Raw genomic sequence first — 18249 nt, 5'->3', positions numbered from 1 at the left:
GTCGTTCCTTGCGTAGTCATCGAATTGTGAGTTGTCCGCCGTCGACGTTAAGCGACTGGCCGGTGACCCAGCTGGCCGCGTCGCTCAGCAAGAACAGCGCAGCATCGGCAATGTCATCGGGCGCGCCCATTCGCGCCATCGGAATCGTGGCTGAAACGTACTCGGCCCACTGCTCGGGAGTGCGGTCACCAAGGCGGGACGTGTCAACGACACCCGGGCAGATCGCGTTCACACGGATGCCGCGGGCGCCAAGCTCTTTCGCCATCGACGACGTGAGTGACTGAATCGCCGCCTTCGATGCCGAATATGCGGCGGTGAAGGGGCCAGAGAGCTTGCCGCCGATGGACGAGATATTGATGATGCCTGCAGGGGTGCCATCGGGAACCAGGCGCACGAACGCACGGCTCATCAAGAAGGTGCCACGCAGGTTGACACGCATCACCGTGTCCCATTCCGCGACGTCAAGCTCAGCAACGCTGACGCGGTCAGAACCTCGCGAGGCCGCCGCATTGTTCACCAGGATCGTGGGGGCGCTCCCCCACTCAGCAATGACTCGTTGGAAGATGTCGTTGACCGATGCTTCGTCTGAGATGTCTGCGGTCACGGTGAGAGCCCGCGCACCGGCGGCGCGAACGTCGTCGGCGACCGACTCGATGTCACGCCAGTCGGCGGCGATCTCTTCCGCGCCCCGGGCAGGTTCGCGTCCGGTGCCGATGAGCACCACGTCAACGCCAGCGTGGGCGAGGTGTTGGGCGATGCCGCGGCCGATGGAACGCATGCGTCCTGCCCCGGTAACGACCGCGATACGGCCGCTGAGTCCGGCCGTCATCGTGCACGCTCGATCAGGGTGCCTGCTGCCATCGCGCCGCCAGCACACGTGAGAATCATGCCGTAGCGACCACCACGACGCTCGAGCTCGTCGAGCACGTTGGCGATCAGTCGAATACCTGTAGAGCCGACCGGGTGGCCGAGTGCAATCGCACCGCCGTTGACGTTGAGGCGATCGTGATCGATACCGTGTACCTTCGCGACCGACATCGGTACGGCGGCAAACGCTTCGTTCACTTCGAAGATGTCGATGTCATCGATGCTCAGGCCGGACTGCTGCAACAGGCGCTCGGCAGCCTGCACCGGTCCGTCGAGCAGATACTTGGGCTCGCCACCGATCAGGCACTGCGCGAGAATGTAGCCGCGCGGCTCCAGCCCCGCCGCGTTCGCGCGCTGCTCGCTCATGAGCACGGCGGCCGTCGCGCCGTCGGTGAGCTGCGATGACGTTCCTGCCGTGTGCAGTCCACCGTCGCGGATGGACTTAAGCCCGCTGAGCCCAGCCATGCTGGTTTCGCGGAGTCCGCCGTCACGCGACACCACGGTTCCGTCGGCGAGCGTGACAGGCACAACCTGGCGGTCAAAGTATCCGGCGTCCCACGCACGGGCGGCACGCTGCTGCGAGCGCACACCAAATTCGTCCAGTTGCTCACGGGTGAATCCGCGGTTTTCGGCGATCCGGTCGGCGCCCTCGTACTGCGCGGGGAGGTCGACCGACCACGTGGGCGTGCGGGGGTAACCAAACTGGCCGTCAGCCAGGTTGGACTGCAGCGGCACGCGGCTCATCACTTCAATACCGCACGCGAGGCCGACTTCGCTCATTCCGGCGGCGATCTGTGCGGCAACGAGGTGCACTGCCTGCTGACCGGAACCACACTGCGCGTCGATCGTGGTGCCGCCGGTCTGCGTCGGGAAGCCCGCGTTGAGCCAGGCAAATCGCGCGATGTTGTTGGACTGCTCGCCGGCCTGCGTCACGCAGCCGCCAATGACTTCGTCGATCTCGTCGGGCGCGAGGCCAACACGGTCGAGCGCTGCCTTTTGAATGGTGGAGAGCAGATCCACCGCGTGAATGCCGCTAAGTTGTCCGCCTCGCTTGCCGTAGGGCGTACGAATAGCGTCGATGATGACAGGGCGTGCCATGAGACCTCCTTGTGCCGTGGAACTGAGACTCACGATAGGCATGCCCCGCACCCCCGCATTGTCGCGCTCTCAGCTGGTGGGAGCGAACGCGCGAATGCGTGGCCATGGCGCGACGATGGGTGCACATAACAAGGGAGTTCAGATGCGCTGGGAATGGATTACGCTCACGCAGGAGAACGCGGTCGCGCTCGTGACGTTGAATCGTCCGGCGACGCTGAATGCGATGACGGCGGAGTTTGGTGATCAGTTCCGCGAGGCCGTCACCAGCGCTGTTGCTGGCGGTGCCCGCGCGATTGTGGTCGCCGGTTCAGAGCGCGCTTTTAGTGTAGGAGCTGACCGGGCCGTGTTTACGGCACCGGTGACGACGCGCTCCACACCGTCAGGTTGGCTCTGTCTGCACGATGCCGGTGTGCCGTCGATTGCAGCGGTCTCGGGTCACGCGATTGGTGGCGGCTTCGAGCTCGCGCTTTCGTGTGATCTGATCGTGGCTGATCCGAGCGCTCGGTTCTCACTGCCCGAGGTTTCACTCGGCATCATTCCCGGAATGGGCGGACTGCAGTATGTGGCGCGAGCGGCCGGAACCATGGTCGCGCGGGACATGGTGCTCACCGGTCGCGTCGTGGGTGCGGCAGAAGCAGCAACGCTCGGCCTCATCTCGCGCGTCGCGGAGCCGGGAACCGTCATCGATACCGCCCTCGCGGTCGCTGACCGCATCGCAAACCAGCCCGTCGCCGCGGTTGCCGCCGCTCGCGAAGCCGCCTCGCTGGTCACCCTGGCACTGCCGGACGCACTGCGCGCCGAACAGCACCTCCTGCAGTCCCTGCGCGCGGGTTCAGCCCCCGCCTAGCGAAAAAAATTTTGGTCGGCGAGACGCCAGCCGCCACGTGGTGTCTCGCCGACCAAAATGTGTTTCGTACCGTTAGGCGGGCAGCAGCGCGGCGCGGCCGTGCGCGAGGAACTCGTCAACCAGAGTGGCCTTGTCTTCGTCCGACATCAGGCGGTACTCGGGTGTACGTCCGATGCGCATGTACACGTCGTCGTCAGACTGCCAGGCAGCACGGCGAAGCGGAGCCTTGTCCATCTTGCCGCTGCCCGTGAGCGGAAGTTTGTCGGCGACGCGAATGAACGCCGGCCACCACTTTGCCCCCATGTCGGGTTGTTCACCGAGGAAAGCGGCGAACGCATCGACGTCGAACGTCGCACCGGTCTCCATCTCTACTGCGCACATCACGAGGTCACCTGTGCGCGGGTCTGCGATGGCAAATGTCGGCGCAGACAGCACACCGGGTGCACGCTGAAGGACGCGCTCGACCTGCGCCGAGGCGAAGTTTTCGCCGTCAACACGAATCCAGTCGGATGAGCGTCCGGCGAAGTAGAACCAGCCATCGGCATCGCGATAACCAAGATCGCCTGACCAGAAGTCGGCACCGCGAACGCGATCGGCGACGGCTTCGGGGTTGTGATAGTACCCCTCGAAGAGATGCGCGAGGCCAACGGCCACCATCTGTCCGACAGCCTCCGGATTGGCGAGGCGTCCGTCAGCGGTGAACTCTGCGCGCGGGCATTCCTCACCCGTGTTCTCGTCCATGACGCGCACATCCGTTCCCTCCTGGGGGCGACCGAGCGAACCAGGCGGGGTGTCGGGCGTGCGGCCAATGCGGAAGACGCCTTCGGTGAGTCCGTAGCCTTCCACCACGACACAACCAAAGCGCTCACCAAAGCGGCGGATGTCGGCCTCGGAAGCCTCGGTTCCGTATGCCAGCTCGAGTGTCGAGTCGGCGTCACGCGGGTCAGCTGGGTGGTTGAGCACATACGAAAGCGCGCGGCCCACGTAGTTGAGGTACGTGATGCCGTAGCGGTGAATATCATCCGCGAAGCGGGTGGCACTGAACTTGCGAGCAAGCGTGACCGTGGCACCAATCACGAGCGCGGGCGCCAGGTTCATAATGATCGCATTGCCGTGGAACAGCGGCATGCAGAGATAGGTGATGCTGTCACGGCGCAACGAAATGCGGTCGACGACCTTCGTGACGAGCGTGCCAAGGCGCTCCTGCCCAACGATCACTGCCTTCGGCGTGCCCGTGGTTCCGGAGCTGAACAGCAACAGCGCAATGTCTGTGCCCGCTATCGTCGCATCTGGCAGGCCCGCCCCGCTGTGCGCAGCAAGCCAGGGCGCATATCCGTCGCCGTCGATCGTGAGAACGGGGTGACCAATCGCGTCGCTGACGTCGCCAACAAGGTGGCGCAGCCGCTCCTCGGTGATGATCACGTCGATATCGGCATTGCGAATATCGGCGGCAAGCTCCGTGGCAGAACGGCTCGCATTGAGCCCAATCACGGCTGTGCCGTTCAATGCGCCGGCGAGGAGCCAAAACACATAGTCAGGCACGTTCTCCAGGAGAACTCCGAGGTGGCGTTGGCGCCCTTCTGGTACCGGCATGATTTCGGCCAGTGCCTCCGCGCGCGCACACGCCTCGGCGATAACCTCACGCCATGTCCAGGATCGGTCTTCAAAGACGAGGCCGACCTTGTTGTCGTTGGCGCGTGCTCGAACAACATCTGCGAACAGCGTCATGCGTTCATCAACTCCCGGGCGTAGTGGCAAGCAATCTGGTGGTCTGGCGCGATGGTTTCGAGGGCGGGCTCATCAGCCGCGCACTTCTCGGTCGCGAACGGGCAGCGCGTGCGGAAACGGCATCCGCTCGGCGGATTGAGTGGCGAGGGCAACTCGCCAGCCGGAACCGGAACGTCGTCTTCAGCACCTGGCACCGACGAGAGCAGCAGCTTCGTGTACGGGTGCACAGCTTCGGTAACGAGGGTGTCAGACGGAACCACTTCGCATACCTTGCCGAGGTACATGATCATGACACGGTCGCTGATGTTCTTCACCACGGCGAGGTCGTGCGCGATGAACACCATGCTGAGCGCGTGTTCGGTCTTTGCATCTTCCAGAAGGTTCAGGATCTGTGCCTGCACAGACACGTCGAGGCTCGACACCGGTTCGTCACAGATCATCAGGCGCGGGCGCATCATGAGCGCACGTGCAATGCACACGCGCTGGCACTGACCACCGCTGAGCTCGTGCGGGCGACGATCCCACACGGTGTCAGGGTCAAGGCCCACCTCCGTGAGGAGCTGCCGAATTTCGGCGTCGCTGACCTTCTCACCGCGAATGCGGCGACCTTCAGCGACGAGATCCTTGACCTTGCGGCGCGGGTTCAGCGACGACACCGGGTCTTGGAAGATCATCTGCATCGCGGCACGATCCGTGCGCAGTTGCTTGCGCGTGAGGCCGGTGAGTTCCCGGCCATCGAGGCGAACGGAACCAGAGGTCGGCGACGGGATCTGCATGACGGCGCGGCCGGCACTGGACTTTCCGCAGCCGGACTCGCCGAGGATGCCGAGGGTCTCCCCCTCGCGAACTTCGAACGTGACGTCGGCTACGGCGCTGACCTGTCCGCCGCGCACAGGGAAGGTGACAACGAGGTTGTCGACGGCAAGAACGGGCTCGTTTGCACCGTGCTTGAGCACGCTCTGCGTGGTCGATTCTGTCAACGGCATGATTACCTCACCGGATTCACGCACGCCCACTGGTGGGTGCGCTGGTCGGTCAATAGATCGAGCGGGTTACTACACTCCGGCTGTACAGCCTGGCAGCGGGCGGCAAAGCGGCAGCCTGTCGGCGGGTTGACCATGTTCGGCGGCGTGCCTGCGATGGCATCCAGACGTGCATGTGGCGCGTCTGCCAACTGCGGAATCGCGTGCAGCAGTGCGTTGGTGTAACGGTGACGCGGCTCATCAAACAGCTCTTCGGCTTCGGCGGTCTCGACAAAACGGCCACCGTACATCACGGCCACGCGGTCAGCGCGGCCGGCGACGACGCCAAGGTTGTGGCTAACCAGAATCGTGGCCATGCCCATTTCGTCCTGGAGTTCGTCGAGCAGATCCAGAATCTGGCGCTGCACGGTGACATCAAGAGCCGTAGTCGGCTCGTCAGCGATGAGAAGCTTCGGCTTGTTGACGAGCGCCATCGCAATCACGACGCGCTGGCGCATGCCACCAGACATCTCGTGCGGAAACTGATCGAAGCGACGCTCAGGAGCGGGAATGCCGACGCGAGCGAGCATGTCGAGGGCAGCAGCACGCGCTTCTGCCTTGTTCATACCGCTGTGCGCCCGGAGCCCCTCGGTGAGGTGCATGCCGACCTTCTTCACCGGGTTGAGCGCCGTCATGGGGTCTTGGAAGACCATGCCGACCTTGGTACCCCAGATTGAGCGCAGCTGCTTCGGAGACATGTCGTGGATGTTCTGCCCATCGAGCAGCACACTGCCTGTCACCTCGGACGTGGCGTTCGAGGTGATGAGTCCCATCACGGTGCGTCCCAGAACGCTCTTGCCCGAGCCAGACTCACCGACAACGCCGAGTGTCTCACCGGCCTTGAGCGTGAACGAGACGCCGTCAACCGCACGCAGCATGCCGCGCGCTGTCTGTAGCTTGGTGTGCAGATCGGTGACCTGCAGGAGTGGAGTTTCGGTCATGTCAGCTCCTAGACCTTGGCCTTGCGGGAGTCGAAGTGCGCACGCGCCTTCTCCCCGAGCATGTTGAACGAGAACACCGTCAGGAACAGCGTGATGCCGGGCACGAGCACAATGTGCGGGTGCTTCTGGAAGGCCAGACCTTCACCCTCGGCAATCATGTTTCCCCACGTGGGCGTGGGCGGCGGAGTACCGAGCCCGAGGAAGCTGAGCGAGGCTTCGGCCACAATCAGCACCGAGACCATCACCATGCCGTACGACGCGAGTGGCAAGAAGACGTTGGGCAGCAATTCGCTAAACATCAGTCGCCAGTTGGATGCCCCCATGGAACGGCCGGCGAGCACGAACTCACGCTGCGCGAACGTCAACGTATTGGCGCGCGCAATGCGCACCATGCTCGGAAGCGCCATCAGCATGAGCGCAAACGACAGGTTCCAAATGTTCGGTTCCAGAACAGTCGCGAGCGCGATCAGCAGGATGAGCGGCGGAACCGCGAGCAGCGAGTTGGTGAGGATCGAGATGACCCGGTCGGGGAGCTTGCGGTAGAAACCGGCGATGATGCCAAGTAGTCCGCCGATGATCATGCCGAGGCCGACCGCGATCAGTGCAACGACAAGAGAGATGCGCGCACCGTAAACGATGCGGGCGAGCATGTCGAGGCCGAGGTTGTTCGTGCCAAGCAGGTTCGGCGAGAGCAGGTCGGGGCGCGCCATGATCGGCTCATCGAGCGTCGCAGCCGAGTTCTCGTATTCACCGAACGGCAGGATCGGAGCGAGCGCGGCCGCACCGATGAGAAGAACGAGCCACGCGCCACAGAGCCAGAGCGATGCATCAAATCCGTTGCCGCGCCAGGCACGACCGAGGTAGGCGAACGCCTGGAACAGCAGGATGGCGGTGAGAATGTAGGCGCCGAACTGGAACCAGCCCTGACCCTGCAGCGGCAGCGTCGCGATCACACCTGCGACGATGCCCGCAGCGGCAAGCACGACCCCCACGATCAGGTTGACCGTGCGCGGGCGTGGCGTGCGCTTGTTCTTCAGGCGAACCACCTCAGTGCGCGGCGGCGTGGGCCGCGGCGGTGTCGCTTTCGTCAATGACTCAGACATGTGCCCTCCGAATGCGGGGATCGAGGCGACCGTATGAGAAGTCGATCAAGAGGTTGGTGAGGACGTAGATCACGGCAATCACCATGACCGCGCCCTGGATGGTGACAACGTCACCGTTGCTGGCCGCGCTAATGACGAGGGATCCCATCCCTGGAAGCGCGAACAGATACTCCACAATGACGGTGGAACCAATGAGGCGTCCAAGAGAAATACCAACGATGGTGACCATCGAGAGAGATGCGGGTCGCAGCGCGTCGCTCAGCATAATGCGCAGCGGCGACATGCCCTTGGCCTTGGCCGCCAGGATGAAATCTTCCTGCAGCGTCATGATGAGGTCGTTGCGCAGAATGCGGGTGAACGTTGCCGTCTCCCCCAGCGCAATCACGAGCGCGGGAAGTAGCGCGTGATAAAGGTTGAGACCGAGATCGTCAGTAATGCGCACCCATTCGGCGCGCGGGAACCACCCAAGCCAGTTCGCGAAAACCATGATCACGATGAGACCGAGCAGGAAGCTCGGGATGGACAGCATGCCGAAGGCACCGGCGCTGATCATGCGGTCGAGGCGGCCGCCGGCAAAATATGCCGAGATCATCGCGAGCGGAATGGCGAGGAGCAGGGCGATACCGAGGCCCATCACCGCAAGTTGCACACTGATCGGTAGCGCGGAGGCGATGCGCTCGGTGACCGGAGCGTACGGCGGCATCATCTGTGTGCCGAGGTCACCGGTGAAGACGCTGCCCAGCCACGAAAAGTAGCGGACGATGGCGGGATCGTAGTACCCCAGCTCAATACGAATCTTCTCGTACTCTTCCTCGGGGTACCCCTCACCAAGAATGGCGATCGCTGGGTCTGAACCCATCAGGTTCACCAGCAAGAAGGTCCCGAGGCTCACCACGAACAACACGATGATGAGGTCTACGAGAGTATTCGTTACCCGGCGCCAGGCCATGGTACGTCTCCGTTCTCCGCTCCATTACGGATATAGGGTGTGCTGCCGCCGGATGGGCCCGGCGGCAGCACAGGGTGTTACTTCGCGTCGACCCAGGCCTTGCTGAGAAGCACTGTCGATGCGCTGGATCCGAGGACTCCCTGCACATCGTCAGACCAGGTGAAGACTTCAGTGAACTTTGCCCAGGGCAGGAACGGGACGTCCTTGTTCATCTGCTGCTGGATCTGGTCGATGATGTCCAGCTGAGCGTCCTTAGTGGTTGCGACCTGGAACTCTTCGATCAGCGCATCCATCTCTGCAGACGTGTACGTCTGGTAGGTCTGGGTACCCGTCGAGTGCATGTTCGACATCAGTCGCGGAAGCGGGTCTGCCTCGCGTGCTGTCAAGCTCCACGCAGAGATGTCGTAGTCCTTGTCGACCGAAATGCGCTTGATGCGGTCAGCGATCGTGCGCGTCAGCTCCAGGGTGACAGTGAAGCCTACGGCTTCGAGCTGCGCTTGAACGGCGGTAGCGCGGTTGCGGCTCACCGGGTCGTTGCTGTCGAGGTACTCAAGGTGACCGTCGTAGCCGTCAGCCATTGCGGCTTTGAGGAGCTCCTTGGCCTTTTCACGGTCGACCTTTGGTGCGCGGGTTTCAGTTGCCCAGACAGAGCTGTCAGCGAAGACCGAGCCATCACCTTGAACAGCGCCCTCGAAGGCACGGTCCATAAGTGTGACCGGGTCGACAGCGAGCTGGATGGCCTGTCGGATTCGAAGGTCGTTCCCGGGGAAGCCCTCAGAAGCATTGATGAGGGTGATGGTTCCACCGTTGACACCGCTGGCCAGTCCGTTGTAACCAGCATCCAGAACCTGCTGTACGTAGTTCGGCTGAAGCACGAATGCCGCTGACACCGAGCCTGCTGCCATCGAGTCGAGCGTCGCCTGCGGGTCAGGCAAGAACACACCCGTGATCGAGTCAAGGTGCGGCTTTCCGCCCCAGTAGTCCTCGCGAGCTTCGAGCGTGATCGACTCGGCTGCCTTCCACTCTCCGAGCGTGAAGGGACCTGCGCCGATTGGCTTGAATGTTTCACCCGCGCCCACGCCTGCGGCCACGACCATGCCGGGCCCGGTCGAAAGGATAGCGGCGAATGCGGGCCACGGCTTGTTCAGCGTGTACTTCACGGTAAGCGGGTCAACAACCTCAACCGCGGTGACGTTTGCCTTCCATGTGCCGGCTTCCGGTGCGGGCATCGAAGCGTAGCGCTCCTGGCTCGCCTTGACGGCTGCGGCGTCATATGCGGTTCCGTCTGAGAACGTGATGCCCTCGTTGAGTGTGACGGTCCATTCGTCAAACGTTGCATTCGGCTCAACCGACTTCGCGGTCTGAGGAACGAACTCGCCCTTTTCTACGTCCCAACGGGTGATCGAGTCGTAGATGTTGAGCATCTCGACGCCGCCGGTGCTTGCCGAGACGATCGTGACGCCGGGGTCAAGCGAACGCGGTTCGGCGTATGCTGCCCAGCGCAGTTCGCCGCCTTCGACGGGGTCGCCGCCTTCGTCTGCTTTGAGGAAACCATCCTTCATTTCAGGAACGGTTGCGGGGTAGGTGTTCTGGGCCGGAGCTTCGGTTGCGTTGCCGCCACCGTTGCCTCCCGCCGGGGGCTGGCTTGCTGTGTTGGAGCATCCGGTAGCCACCAGCGCGGTGACGGCGAGGGCCGCCATCACCATGCCTATACGGGTCTGTGACTTCATGTGAATCTGTCCTCCTGGGGGTGGGCTTCATTGCCTCTCGCCGGAGTCGGCGCGCCGCCAGCGTATGAAGAGTCGGATAGGCGGTACAACGCCGATGCCGTTGGGTGAGACTTAAACGTCAATGGTGATGAAAAGGCCACGCGCTGTGACCCCTTTTACGCCGTTATGGGTGATTTCGGCATCGACCCAGTGCTTGCGTCCGTCGACCTCAGCGAGGCGCGCGACGATCTCGATTTCGGCATCGAGCGGCAGGCGGTGACGGTATTTCAAATCAAGTTGTGCGGTGACTGCCCGAATGCCGAGCGCTTGAATCATGACGCCGGCAACGACATCGATCAGGAAGGCGCTAATGCCGCCGTGCACGCTGTTCGGCGGCCCCTCATCGAAGGCCGAGGAGCGCCAGTTGGCGATCACCCTGTCGTCTTCGAATCGCATCTCTGGCTGCGGGTACACCGGGTTGAATCCGGTCGGAAACCAGCGGGCGTCAGCCCCGCGTTCGCGTTCCTTCTGCACGGCGTCGAAGGGTCGGCGCAGGAGCCGTTCGCGCTCAGGCTCCCCGAGCAGGTCGTGCACGGCCGCGAGCGCTGCCATCACCTCAGCGGATCGCTCTGCAGTCAGATCGACCAGCGCGGCCCGTTCGAGAACACCACGCGCCGCCCACATCAGCTCGGAGTTGGGATGAGTGTTCACCGTGGGGAGAGTCATGGCAGGGCGAGCACCTTCCGCGCGATGATGCCGAGTTGAATGTCAGGAGTGCCGCCACCCATGAGCACGGCGGGCAAACCCAGGTGGTCGAGAACGTCACCGGGGGTGTCGGACGCTGTCAGCGCCGCCTGACCGGGTGTGGTGTGGTCGATGAAGCTCATCAGGTCAATTGAGCCCTCACGCTGCGCGATGATGTTCGCGACCTTGAGAACACTCGTCTCGCTGTCGGCGTTACGTCCCTGCAGGCGCAGGAGCGCGCCGCGCACGGTCAGCGCCGCGAGCACCGCCTCGCGAGCCGCAGCGCGGCCGAGGGCCGCCCGAGCAAGCGCGCGGGTTTCGTCGTCTGTTGCCTGCGCGATGACGGTGCGGAACCGAGCCGAGTCGCCGTGCCCGAGGGCCTCCCCCATCCGCAATCGTTCGTTCGCGAGAGTTGTGGTGGCAAGTTTCCATCCCTCGCCTGGCTCTCCGACAACACAATCGTCTGGCACGAAAACATCCTCAAGAAAGACTTCACAGAATTCAGCAAGGCCGGTCGCCTGACGGATCGGGCGCACCGTGATGCCTTCGGAGGCCATGTCAATGAGGAAGTAGCTGAGACCCTTGTGCTTCGCGACCGTCGAGTCGGTACGCACAAGCGCTGCTCCCCACTGCGCGACGTCGGCAAGTGAGTTCCAGACCTTCTGCCCCGTGACACGCCAGCCACCGTCGACACGCGTGGCTCGGGTCGCCACGCCGGCAAGGTCGGAACCTGCACCCGGCTCCGAGAAGAGCTGGCACCAGACAATTTCTCCGTTGAGCGTCGGAGAGACGAACCGTTCGCTTTGCTGCGCTGTACCGTGCGTGATGATCGTCGGCAGCACCCAGTTGCCAATGATGATGTCGGGTGGCGTGATGCCTGCACGTCGAAACTCGGCGGCGATGACGTCTTGTTCGCTTGGGTCGGCCCCACGACCGTACGGCGCGGGGAGGTGCGGAGAGACGAGCCCAGCGTCGGCAAGCTGTGTCTGCCATGCGACGTCTGAAGCCGCCAGCCATGCGTGTGAACTGTCGCGCTGGGCACGACCACCCACAGCGGCGAGCACAGCCGCAACCTCAGTACGGAGTTCAGGGTGGGCGGTGTCGTCGGTGAGGCGAACCTCACGCTTTGATTGTTCGGCAAGGTGACCGAGACGCACCTGCCAGGCGGCATTCGAGCGATCAATCGCCGCGTTCGCGAGCGCGCGCCGCCACAGGAGGTGAGCGTCGTTCTCCCACGTGAAACCCATCGCACCGAGCGTGACGACGAGTTCAACGGCATTGTCAATTGCTGCCGCGAATGTTGTCACGGCGGCAGCGGCGACGGCAAGGTCACGTTGCACCGTCGAGGTATCGTCGCTCGGCGGTGTGTCAAGCGCACTGAGCGCGTCCCACGCCGCCGCACGGGCACTCTCCGCGCGAACCTGCATGAGCGCCAAGCGATGCTGCATTGATTGGAAAGAGCTAAGGGTGCGGCCAAACTGCTCGCGCAACTTGGCGTGCTCGACGGCAAGTGCGACGCACCGCCCGGCGACACCGGCCGATTCCGCTGCCGCGAGCGCCACGATGATAGATCGGGCATGCTCGAGGTCAATGCCAGCGAGGATGTCATCGGCGGTGACCACGACGTCGGTGAGGGTGATGTCGGCAACGCCGCGGGTGAGATCAGTGTGATCGGCGGGTGTCGCCGTTGCGGCAGACGTGACCACCCAGATGAGCTCGTCACCGTGCTTCGCAGACAGCACCATCTTTTCGGCTTGGGCGGCTCCCACGACCGCTGTGATGGTTCCGTTCAGCACCCACCCGTCAGCGTGCGGTTCGGCGGTGAGTCCTTCGGCCACCGATACCGCACCGGTCGCTCCGGCCGCGAACTCGTGAAGGTGAGCGGATGATTCCGCCAGCGCGCAGACGGCGCTGGCGGCCACGGTCGCGAGGACGGGACCGGGGTGAATGTGCGCGGCGAGTTGTTCCAAAACGACAGCGGCATCGAGGAGTGTGCCGCCAGCGCCGTCAGCGCTCTCCGGGAGGTGGATTGCGTGCAGACCCTGCTCGACGATGCTGTGCCATTCGTCCCCAGCAGGCTGGTCGCGAAATGACTGCTCCCGCACGTCGCCTGCGGTGGTGGCGAAGCGTTCGGCGACGCTCGTTACCATCTCGGCGATCTCGTGCTGTTCGTCCGAGAGACCGATCGTCTGGGTCATTACGAGATTCCGTCGGTGCGCAACACGAGTGCCGAGTGAGGCACGGCGGTGCCGCCGGTGACGAGCACATTCTCGACGCGCTTGTTCGGCTGGTTGACGCTCGTGCCACGGATCAGGCGCACGCCCTCAGCGACGCCGTTAACGCCGTGAATGTAGGCCTCGCCGAGCTGGCCGCCGTGTGTGTTGACCGGCAGCCTTCCGTCAAGTTCGAGATTGCCTTCGCGGATGAAATCCGCCGCTTCGCCGCGGCCGCAGAAACCATACTCTTCGAGCTGCAACAGCACCATCGGCGTGAAGGCGTCGTACAGAATGGCGGCGTCGACGTCGTTCGGGGTGATGCCTGCCTGCTGCCACAGCTGACGAGCAACGAGTTCGACCTCGGGCATCGAGACGATGTCACGACGCGAGTAGCTGCTCATCGAGATCTGCTGCGGGCCGATGCCCTGCGCTGCGGCCACGATGACGGCGGGGTTCGGAACCAGGTCGCGGGCGCGCTCAACGCTCGTGACGACGATGGCTTGGCCGCCGTCGCTCTCCTGGCAGCAGTCGAGCAGACGCAGCGGGTCGGCGATCATGGCGGAGTTCTGGTGGTCATCAAGCGTGATCGGACGCTCGTAGAACCACGCCTTCGGGTTGGTCGCCGCGTGCTTGCGGCTCAGCACCGAGACACGACCGAAGTCTTCGCTCGTCGCACCGTATTGCCACATGTAGCGGCGGGCGAACATCGCCTCCTGCTGGGCAGGGGTGAGGAGTCCGTAGGGGTTGATCCAGTTGCGGTATTCCTGGTCGGTGGTTGTCACGTAGGCGAAGGGGGGCGGGCCGGAACCAAAGCGGTGGCCGGAGCGCTCGTTGAATGCGCGATACACGACGACGACTTCAGCAACACCCGTTGCGATCGCGATGGCTGCCTGCTGAAGGGGGGCGGCTGCCGCGCCACCACCGTGCGGGATGCGGCTGAAGAACTTGAGCTCCGGAATGCCGAGCGCGCGGGCCACGGCAATCTCCGGGTTGTTCTCCATCGTGAACAGCACCATGCCGTCGACGTCGTTGGGGGTGAGGCCTGCGTCTTGCAGCGCGAGGTTCACGCACTCGGCGGCGAGGCGCCATTCGCTGCGTCCGGAGTCTTTGGAGAATTCGGTGGCGCCGATACCAACGACGGCTGCCTGTCCACTAAACGATTTCATTCTGCAACCTCCTGGGCGATACGAACCGACGGCAACATGGTTCCGTGCGGGTGCTCGCGGATGACGATGTCCATGGGCGCACCCTCAACGAGGGCGGTGTGGTCGCTGTCGAAGACGTCGGCGACGATGCGGACGCCCTCTTCGAGGTCGACAAGCGCGATCGCGTGCGGGTATTCGAACGCCGAGTCTTGCGGGCGGTGCGCAATCGTGTAGCTGTACAGCGTGCCGCGCATCGCGCAGGTCACGGTGTCCCACTCGAATGACTGGCATGACGCGCAGCACGGTGCGGGTGGGTGACGCAGTTCAGAGCATTGCGTGCATCGCTGCACTTCGAGTCGGCCCGCGGCCGCTGCCTCGAAGAAGAACGAGTTGTCTTGCGTGATGATGGGCTTTGGCACGCCCGTCGCTTGCGCGTTCATATCTCTCCCACACCGTTGTGAAGGCCGCGGTCCTGCGGCTGAGTCCAGCAGAGCACAGCGCGGGGTGCGCAATCGGGTCGGTTTCGGCCACCGGGACTATTGAGTGCGGAATCTTGTCAGCCGCAACCAGCGGCTGGTGGCGCGGAACCAGTGGCTGAGCGGCGCGGAACCAGCGGCTGGGGTGCGCGGTTGGTGCCGCTGAGTAGGAGTTCATGCCCGCACGCGCCCGGGAGTTCTTATTTTGTAGTCACAAGCAAAGGAGCTCCATGTCTACGTCTTCTCTTCCGCTCGCCGATCGCGTTGCTATCGTGACGGGCGCTGCCGCAGGTCTCGGTCGTGCAGAAGCGGTCGCGCTCGCTGAGCGTGGCGCTGACGTTGTGGTCACCGATCTTGGCGACATGACGGAGACCGTCGCTGAGATTGTGGCGCTCGGCCGCCGCGCCGTCGCGGTCCCTGGTGACATCAGCGATTGGAATCTGTCTGACACCCTTGTTGAGACGGCGGTGTCAACGTTTGGTCGTCTCGACATTGTCGTGAACAACGCAGGCATCACGCGTGATGGCATGTTGTTCTCCATGTCGCAGAAGCAGTGGGATGACGTGTTGAACGTGCACGCTCGCGGTCACGCGGCGCTCGGCCGTGCAGCTGGCGCCTACTGGCGTGAGCTTTCGAAGACGACGGGTGAAGCGACGTACGGTCGCATCATCAACACGGCGTCGGAAGCAGCGCTTACCGGTAGCGCCGGCCAGCCCAACTATGCTGCGGCGAAGGCCGCGATCGTATCGTTGACCGTCGCTGAGGCCCGCAGCCTTGGCAAGTATGGCGTCACCGCGAATGCGATCGCGCCGCGTGCCCGCACGGCAATGACCGCTGGTGTTTTTGGCGAGTCCGAAGCCGATGGTTTTGATGCTCTCGACCCGGCGCATGTCGCCCGTTTCGTGGCGTATCTCGCGTCTCCCCGTGCTGGGTCCATCACCGGACGCACCTTCGTTGCTTACGGTTCGATGGTGGCACTTGTTGCGCGCCCCGCGATCGAGCACGTCTTCACCGCCGACGGCGAGGCCTTCGACGACGTCACCCTGGCCGACACTATCGACGCCTACAAGCCCACCCCCGGCCCCACACTCGCGGACGAACTCGCCGCCCTCGAGTCCGCCGCCGGCCTCCACCCCTAGCCACAGCCAACTCAGCCCCGTCTCCCCCGCCCAAACCAGCGGGACAGCGGAGTAACACTGGCCCCCTGCAGCCCGCCCACAGGGCGGCTGCAGGGATCCGCCGGCGACCCAAGCGGCACCCCAATCGCCCCCGCGCACCTTCGCCACGCAACCCCGTGGTTCCACACCTCTCGGCCCCCGCGCACCTTCGCCACGCAGCCCCGTGGTTCCGCACCTCTCGGCCTCCGCGCACCTGCGCCACGCAACCTCGTGGTTCCGCTCCCTCATCCACGACGTTATGCAACACCGCCGCCCCACCTACGGCCGTTTCCCCCCAATTTCACGCGACATAACGCATTTCATGATGCATAACGCCCCAAAATCCGGGCGCACTCGTTGCGCGAAGCGCCAACGGCCCGTCACCCATTCCCCGCCCAATCCAATCGGCGCACTCGTTGCGCGAACCGCCAACGGTGCGTCACCCCGTCCCCACCCCCACCGTCTCGGAAAGGCACCCTACCCAAGAAGGAGTGGGGGATGGCGGAGGGAATATTGGCGGGTCTGGCAGGCCGCCCGCAGGGCGGCCCGGAGATATTCCCGGAGCCATCCCCCGCGACGCCGTCGAAACTCAGCCCCCAAAAAACCAGCCCCGCAACCCAGCCAAGAACCCAAGCCGCGAAACCAAGCCACGAAACCAAGCCACGAAACCAAGCCAAGAAGAGAAGCCGCGCAACCCGGCCACAGAAACCAAGCCAAGAAACGAAGCCAAGAACGAAGGCCGATCCGCCCCTCAGGCCTAAGGAAGCTGAACGACCGCAGTTCCCGCAGCATGGACGCCGCGTGAGTTGACGCAGCGCACGGATACCTCGCACAGCCCATCGTCCGAAACACTGACCACGGCCCCGGTGCACGTCATGGTGTCGCCTGGATAGTTCGGCGCACCGAGTCGTAGCGCGAGTCGGCGCAACACGGCGCCCTCCCCCGCCCACTCGCGGACGAACCGTTCGGCGAAGCCGTTCGACGTCAGGATGTTCATGAAGATGTCTTCTGACCCGCGCTCGCGTGCGAGTTCCGGGTCGTGGTGCACGTCTTGGTAGTCGCGGCTCGCAATGGCGGTTGCGACGATGAGCGTGCGGCTCAGCGGAACCACGAGTTCGGGTAGCTGTTCTCCGACGACGATATCGGCACGCGCGGTCATGCTGCGACCTCGCCCGGGATCAGTTCGCCAGAGAGGGCCTCAAGATCTGTCTCCACGTTGCCGAGCGTGAGAGCGAACTGGCGACCCCACAGGAAGAAGCGGTGAATCGGGTAGTCCACGTCGACGCCGATGCCGCCGTGCACGTGCTGGCAACGGTAGACGGTGTCTTCAGCCGACGTGCGACCCCACCAGCTCGCCACGATGGCTGCCGACTCGTTTTCTGGTTCCGTCAGCGCCTGCGCGAGCACGAGCTCGGCAGCGTCGATCGCAATCGACGCGTCAGCCAACTGGTGCTGCAGCGACTGGAACGAGCCAATCGGCCGACCAAACTGCTCGCGCTCCGAGACGTATCCGCTCGTAAGCTTGAGCGCACCGCGGGCGATGCCAACGAGCACTGCGGCGAGCGCGATGCGCGACTCCCGCACGAGGGTCGCGAGCTCAGCGTCCGCGCCGACCGCGACGGCGGCAACCGATGTCAGCTCGAGGCGACCGATCTTGCCTCGGGATGTCACAGCAGAGTGCGTCCAGGTCACACCGTCCGCGGCGGCGTCGATCAAGAACACCCTGGGCCCGTTCGCCGTCGCGGCCGAAACCAGCACGTGTGTCGCCGTGTCGCTGTACGGAACCGCAATCTTGGTTCCGCTCAGCGTCCACTCGGCGCCATCAGCAACGGCCGTCACGGCCGGGGCGAACAGGTCGCCACCCGCGCGCTCTTCGAGGGCGATCGTGGTGCGCACATCGCCCGTCGCGGCGGCTTCGAGTAGCGGCATAAACGTGTCGAGGTCGGTCTCGGCGAGGCGGCGGTGGGCGATCATGCTCGTCCACAGCGGCAGCGGCGCAACGTGGTAGCCCTGTTCGCGCAGCACGACGGCGATCGCGGTGAGGTCAAAACCCATGCCGCCGACTTCGGCTGGCAGCGCGACCGACGTGACGCCCGACTGCGCGAGCTCTGCCCACAGGGCGTCATCGTGCGATTGGCCGCGCGACTCGAGCGTGACCAGCCGTGCAGGCGTGGTCGCCGACTTCATGATCAGGCAGGCGAGCTGGCGGAGTTCATTCAGATCTTCGTCGATCAAGTGATCCATGAG

Annotated in this window: 16 protein-coding genes; 2 read left to right on the top strand and 14 right to left on the bottom strand. The window is 64.0% G+C overall.

Annotation, left to right across the window (positions count from 1 at the left end; all coding sequences use genetic code 11):
• Window positions 1-16: 16 nt before the first annotated feature.
• On the bottom strand, window positions 17-829 hold the full coding sequence (locus KTJ77_RS02425; protein ID WP_217336922.1) for an SDR family NAD(P)-dependent oxidoreductase: 813 nt from the start codon (window positions 827-829) through the stop codon (window positions 17-19).
• Window positions 826-1965, bottom strand: coding sequence for a steroid 3-ketoacyl-CoA thiolase (locus tag KTJ77_RS02420; RefSeq protein ID WP_217336921.1), 1140 nt, complete (start codon window positions 1963-1965; stop codon window positions 826-828). The genes KTJ77_RS02425 and KTJ77_RS02420 overlap by 4 nt, the downstream gene beginning before the upstream one ends.
• A 40-nt stretch (window positions 1966-2005) precedes the next feature.
• On the opposite strand from KTJ77_RS02420, the gene KTJ77_RS02415 reads away from it, so the two are divergent.
• Window positions 2006-2812 (top strand): enoyl-CoA hydratase/isomerase family protein, encoded by an 807-nt coding sequence (locus KTJ77_RS02415; protein ID WP_217336920.1) that lies wholly within the window; start codon window positions 2006-2008, stop codon window positions 2810-2812.
• Between the two features lie 72 nt (window positions 2813-2884).
• On the opposite strand, the gene KTJ77_RS02410 is transcribed toward KTJ77_RS02415, so the two are convergent.
• From KTJ77_RS02410 to KTJ77_RS02365, 10 genes are all read right to left on the bottom strand, one after another.
• The gene (locus tag KTJ77_RS02410) at window positions 2885-4540 is read right to left on the bottom strand and encodes an AMP-binding protein (protein ID WP_217336919.1); all 1656 of its coding nucleotides are present in this window, start codon (window positions 4538-4540) and stop codon (window positions 2885-2887) included.
• The gene (locus tag KTJ77_RS02405; protein WP_217336918.1) at window positions 4537-5526 is read right to left on the bottom strand and encodes an ABC transporter ATP-binding protein; all 990 of its coding nucleotides are present in this window, start codon (window positions 5524-5526) and stop codon (window positions 4537-4539) included. Before KTJ77_RS02405 ends, KTJ77_RS02410 begins: the two co-directional genes overlap by 4 nt.
• 2 nt (window positions 5527-5528) lie before the next feature.
• Entirely contained in the window at window positions 5529-6503 is a 975-nt protein-coding gene (locus KTJ77_RS02400; RefSeq protein ID WP_217336917.1) for an ABC transporter ATP-binding protein, read from the bottom strand.
• 8 nt (window positions 6504-6511) lie between these two features.
• The gene (locus KTJ77_RS02395; RefSeq protein ID WP_217336916.1) at window positions 6512-7606 is read right to left on the bottom strand and encodes an ABC transporter permease; all 1095 of its coding nucleotides are present in this window, start codon (window positions 7604-7606) and stop codon (window positions 6512-6514) included.
• On the bottom strand, window positions 7599-8555 hold the full coding sequence (locus KTJ77_RS02390) for an ABC transporter permease (protein WP_217336915.1): 957 nt from the start codon (window positions 8553-8555) through the stop codon (window positions 7599-7601). The genes KTJ77_RS02395 and KTJ77_RS02390 overlap by 8 nt, the downstream gene beginning before the upstream one ends.
• Window positions 8556-8632: 77 nt before the next feature.
• Complete coding sequence (locus tag KTJ77_RS02385; RefSeq protein ID WP_217336914.1) at window positions 8633-10285, bottom strand: ABC transporter substrate-binding protein; 1653 nt, start codon at window positions 10283-10285, stop codon at window positions 8633-8635.
• Between the two features lie 111 nt (window positions 10286-10396).
• Window positions 10397-10990 (bottom strand): PaaI family thioesterase, encoded by a 594-nt coding sequence (locus tag KTJ77_RS02380; protein ID WP_217336913.1) that lies wholly within the window; start codon window positions 10988-10990, stop codon window positions 10397-10399.
• A complete protein-coding gene (locus tag KTJ77_RS02375) occupies window positions 10987-13206 on the bottom strand; it encodes an acyl-CoA dehydrogenase (RefSeq protein ID WP_217336912.1) in 2220 nt (739 codons plus the stop codon). Before KTJ77_RS02375 ends, KTJ77_RS02380 begins: the two co-directional genes overlap by 4 nt.
• Window positions 13206-14390, bottom strand: coding sequence for a lipid-transfer protein (locus tag KTJ77_RS02370; RefSeq protein WP_217336911.1), 1185 nt, complete (start codon window positions 14388-14390; stop codon window positions 13206-13208). Before KTJ77_RS02370 ends, KTJ77_RS02375 begins: the two co-directional genes overlap by 1 nt.
• Window positions 14387-14809, bottom strand: a complete 423-nt coding sequence (locus tag KTJ77_RS02365) for a Zn-ribbon domain-containing OB-fold protein (RefSeq protein WP_217336910.1) — start codon at window positions 14807-14809, stop codon at window positions 14387-14389. Before KTJ77_RS02365 ends, KTJ77_RS02370 begins: the two co-directional genes overlap by 4 nt.
• 266 nt (window positions 14810-15075) lie before the next feature.
• Here KTJ77_RS02365 and KTJ77_RS02360 point away from each other — a divergent pair, with 266 nt between their 5' ends.
• Window positions 15076-15984, top strand: coding sequence for an SDR family NAD(P)-dependent oxidoreductase (locus tag KTJ77_RS02360; RefSeq protein ID WP_217336909.1), 909 nt, complete (start codon window positions 15076-15078; stop codon window positions 15982-15984).
• Between the two features lie 775 nt (window positions 15985-16759).
• Here the strand turns inward: KTJ77_RS02360 and KTJ77_RS02355 are convergent.
• Together KTJ77_RS02355 and KTJ77_RS02350 are read right to left on the bottom strand one after the other, a co-directional pair.
• Window positions 16760-17161, bottom strand: coding sequence for a MaoC family dehydratase (locus tag KTJ77_RS02355; protein ID WP_217336908.1), 402 nt, complete (start codon window positions 17159-17161; stop codon window positions 16760-16762).
• Window positions 17158-18246, bottom strand: a complete 1089-nt coding sequence (locus tag KTJ77_RS02350; RefSeq protein ID WP_217336907.1) for an acyl-CoA dehydrogenase family protein — start codon at window positions 18244-18246, stop codon at window positions 17158-17160. Before KTJ77_RS02350 ends, KTJ77_RS02355 begins: the two co-directional genes overlap by 4 nt.
• Window positions 18247-18249: the final 3 nt, after the last annotated feature.

This window comes from Microbacterium sp. NC79, from assembly GCF_019061125.1.
Lineage (GTDB): Bacteria > Actinomycetota > Actinomycetes > Actinomycetales > Microbacteriaceae > Microbacterium.
The sequence above is the reverse complement of the archived record's forward strand: the minus strand, read 5'-3'. Positions and strand labels throughout refer to the sequence as shown.

Excerpts from the sequence above, each read along its gene's own strand:
- KTJ77_RS02375 (WP_217336912.1), bottom strand. The coding sequence starts at position 13,206 with ATGACCCAGACGATCGGTCTCTCGGACGAACAGCACGAGATCGCCGAG.
- KTJ77_RS02365 (WP_217336910.1), bottom strand. The coding sequence starts at position 14,809 with ATGAACGCGCAAGCGACGGGCGTGCCAAAGCCCATCATCACGCAAGAC.
- KTJ77_RS02350 (WP_217336907.1), bottom strand. The coding sequence starts at position 18,246 with ATGGATCACTTGATCGACGAAGATCTGAATGAACTCCGCCAGCTCGCC.
- KTJ77_RS02370 (WP_217336911.1), bottom strand. The coding sequence starts at position 14,390 with ATGAAATCGTTTAGTGGACAGGCAGCCGTCGTTGGTATCGGCGCCACC.
- KTJ77_RS02425 (WP_217336922.1), bottom strand. The coding sequence starts at position 829 with ATGACGGCCGGACTCAGCGGCCGTATCGCGGTCGTTACCGGGGCAGGA.
- KTJ77_RS02405 (WP_217336918.1), bottom strand. The coding sequence starts at position 5,526 with ATGCCGTTGACAGAATCGACCACGCAGAGCGTGCTCAAGCACGGTGCA.
- KTJ77_RS02415 (WP_217336920.1), top strand. The coding sequence starts at position 2,006 with ATGCCCCGCACCCCCGCATTGTCGCGCTCTCAGCTGGTGGGAGCGAAC.
- KTJ77_RS02360 (WP_217336909.1), top strand. The coding sequence starts at position 15,076 with ATGTCTACGTCTTCTCTTCCGCTCGCCGATCGCGTTGCTATCGTGACG.
- KTJ77_RS02355 (WP_217336908.1), bottom strand. The coding sequence starts at position 17,161 with ATGACCGCGCGTGCCGATATCGTCGTCGGAGAACAGCTACCCGAACTC.
- KTJ77_RS02410 (WP_217336919.1), bottom strand. The coding sequence starts at position 4,540 with ATGACGCTGTTCGCAGATGTTGTTCGAGCACGCGCCAACGACAACAAG.
- KTJ77_RS02420 (WP_217336921.1), bottom strand. The coding sequence starts at position 1,965 with ATGGCACGCCCTGTCATCATCGACGCTATTCGTACGCCCTACGGCAAG.
- KTJ77_RS02390 (WP_217336915.1), bottom strand. The coding sequence starts at position 8,555 with ATGGCCTGGCGCCGGGTAACGAATACTCTCGTAGACCTCATCATCGTG.
- KTJ77_RS02380 (WP_217336913.1), bottom strand. The coding sequence starts at position 10,990 with ATGACTCTCCCCACGGTGAACACTCATCCCAACTCCGAGCTGATGTGG.
- KTJ77_RS02385 (WP_217336914.1), bottom strand. The coding sequence starts at position 10,285 with ATGAAGTCACAGACCCGTATAGGCATGGTGATGGCGGCCCTCGCCGTC.
- KTJ77_RS02395 (WP_217336916.1), bottom strand. The coding sequence starts at position 7,606 with ATGTCTGAGTCATTGACGAAAGCGACACCGCCGCGGCCCACGCCGCCG.
- KTJ77_RS02400 (WP_217336917.1), bottom strand. The coding sequence starts at position 6,503 with ATGACCGAAACTCCACTCCTGCAGGTCACCGATCTGCACACCAAGCTA.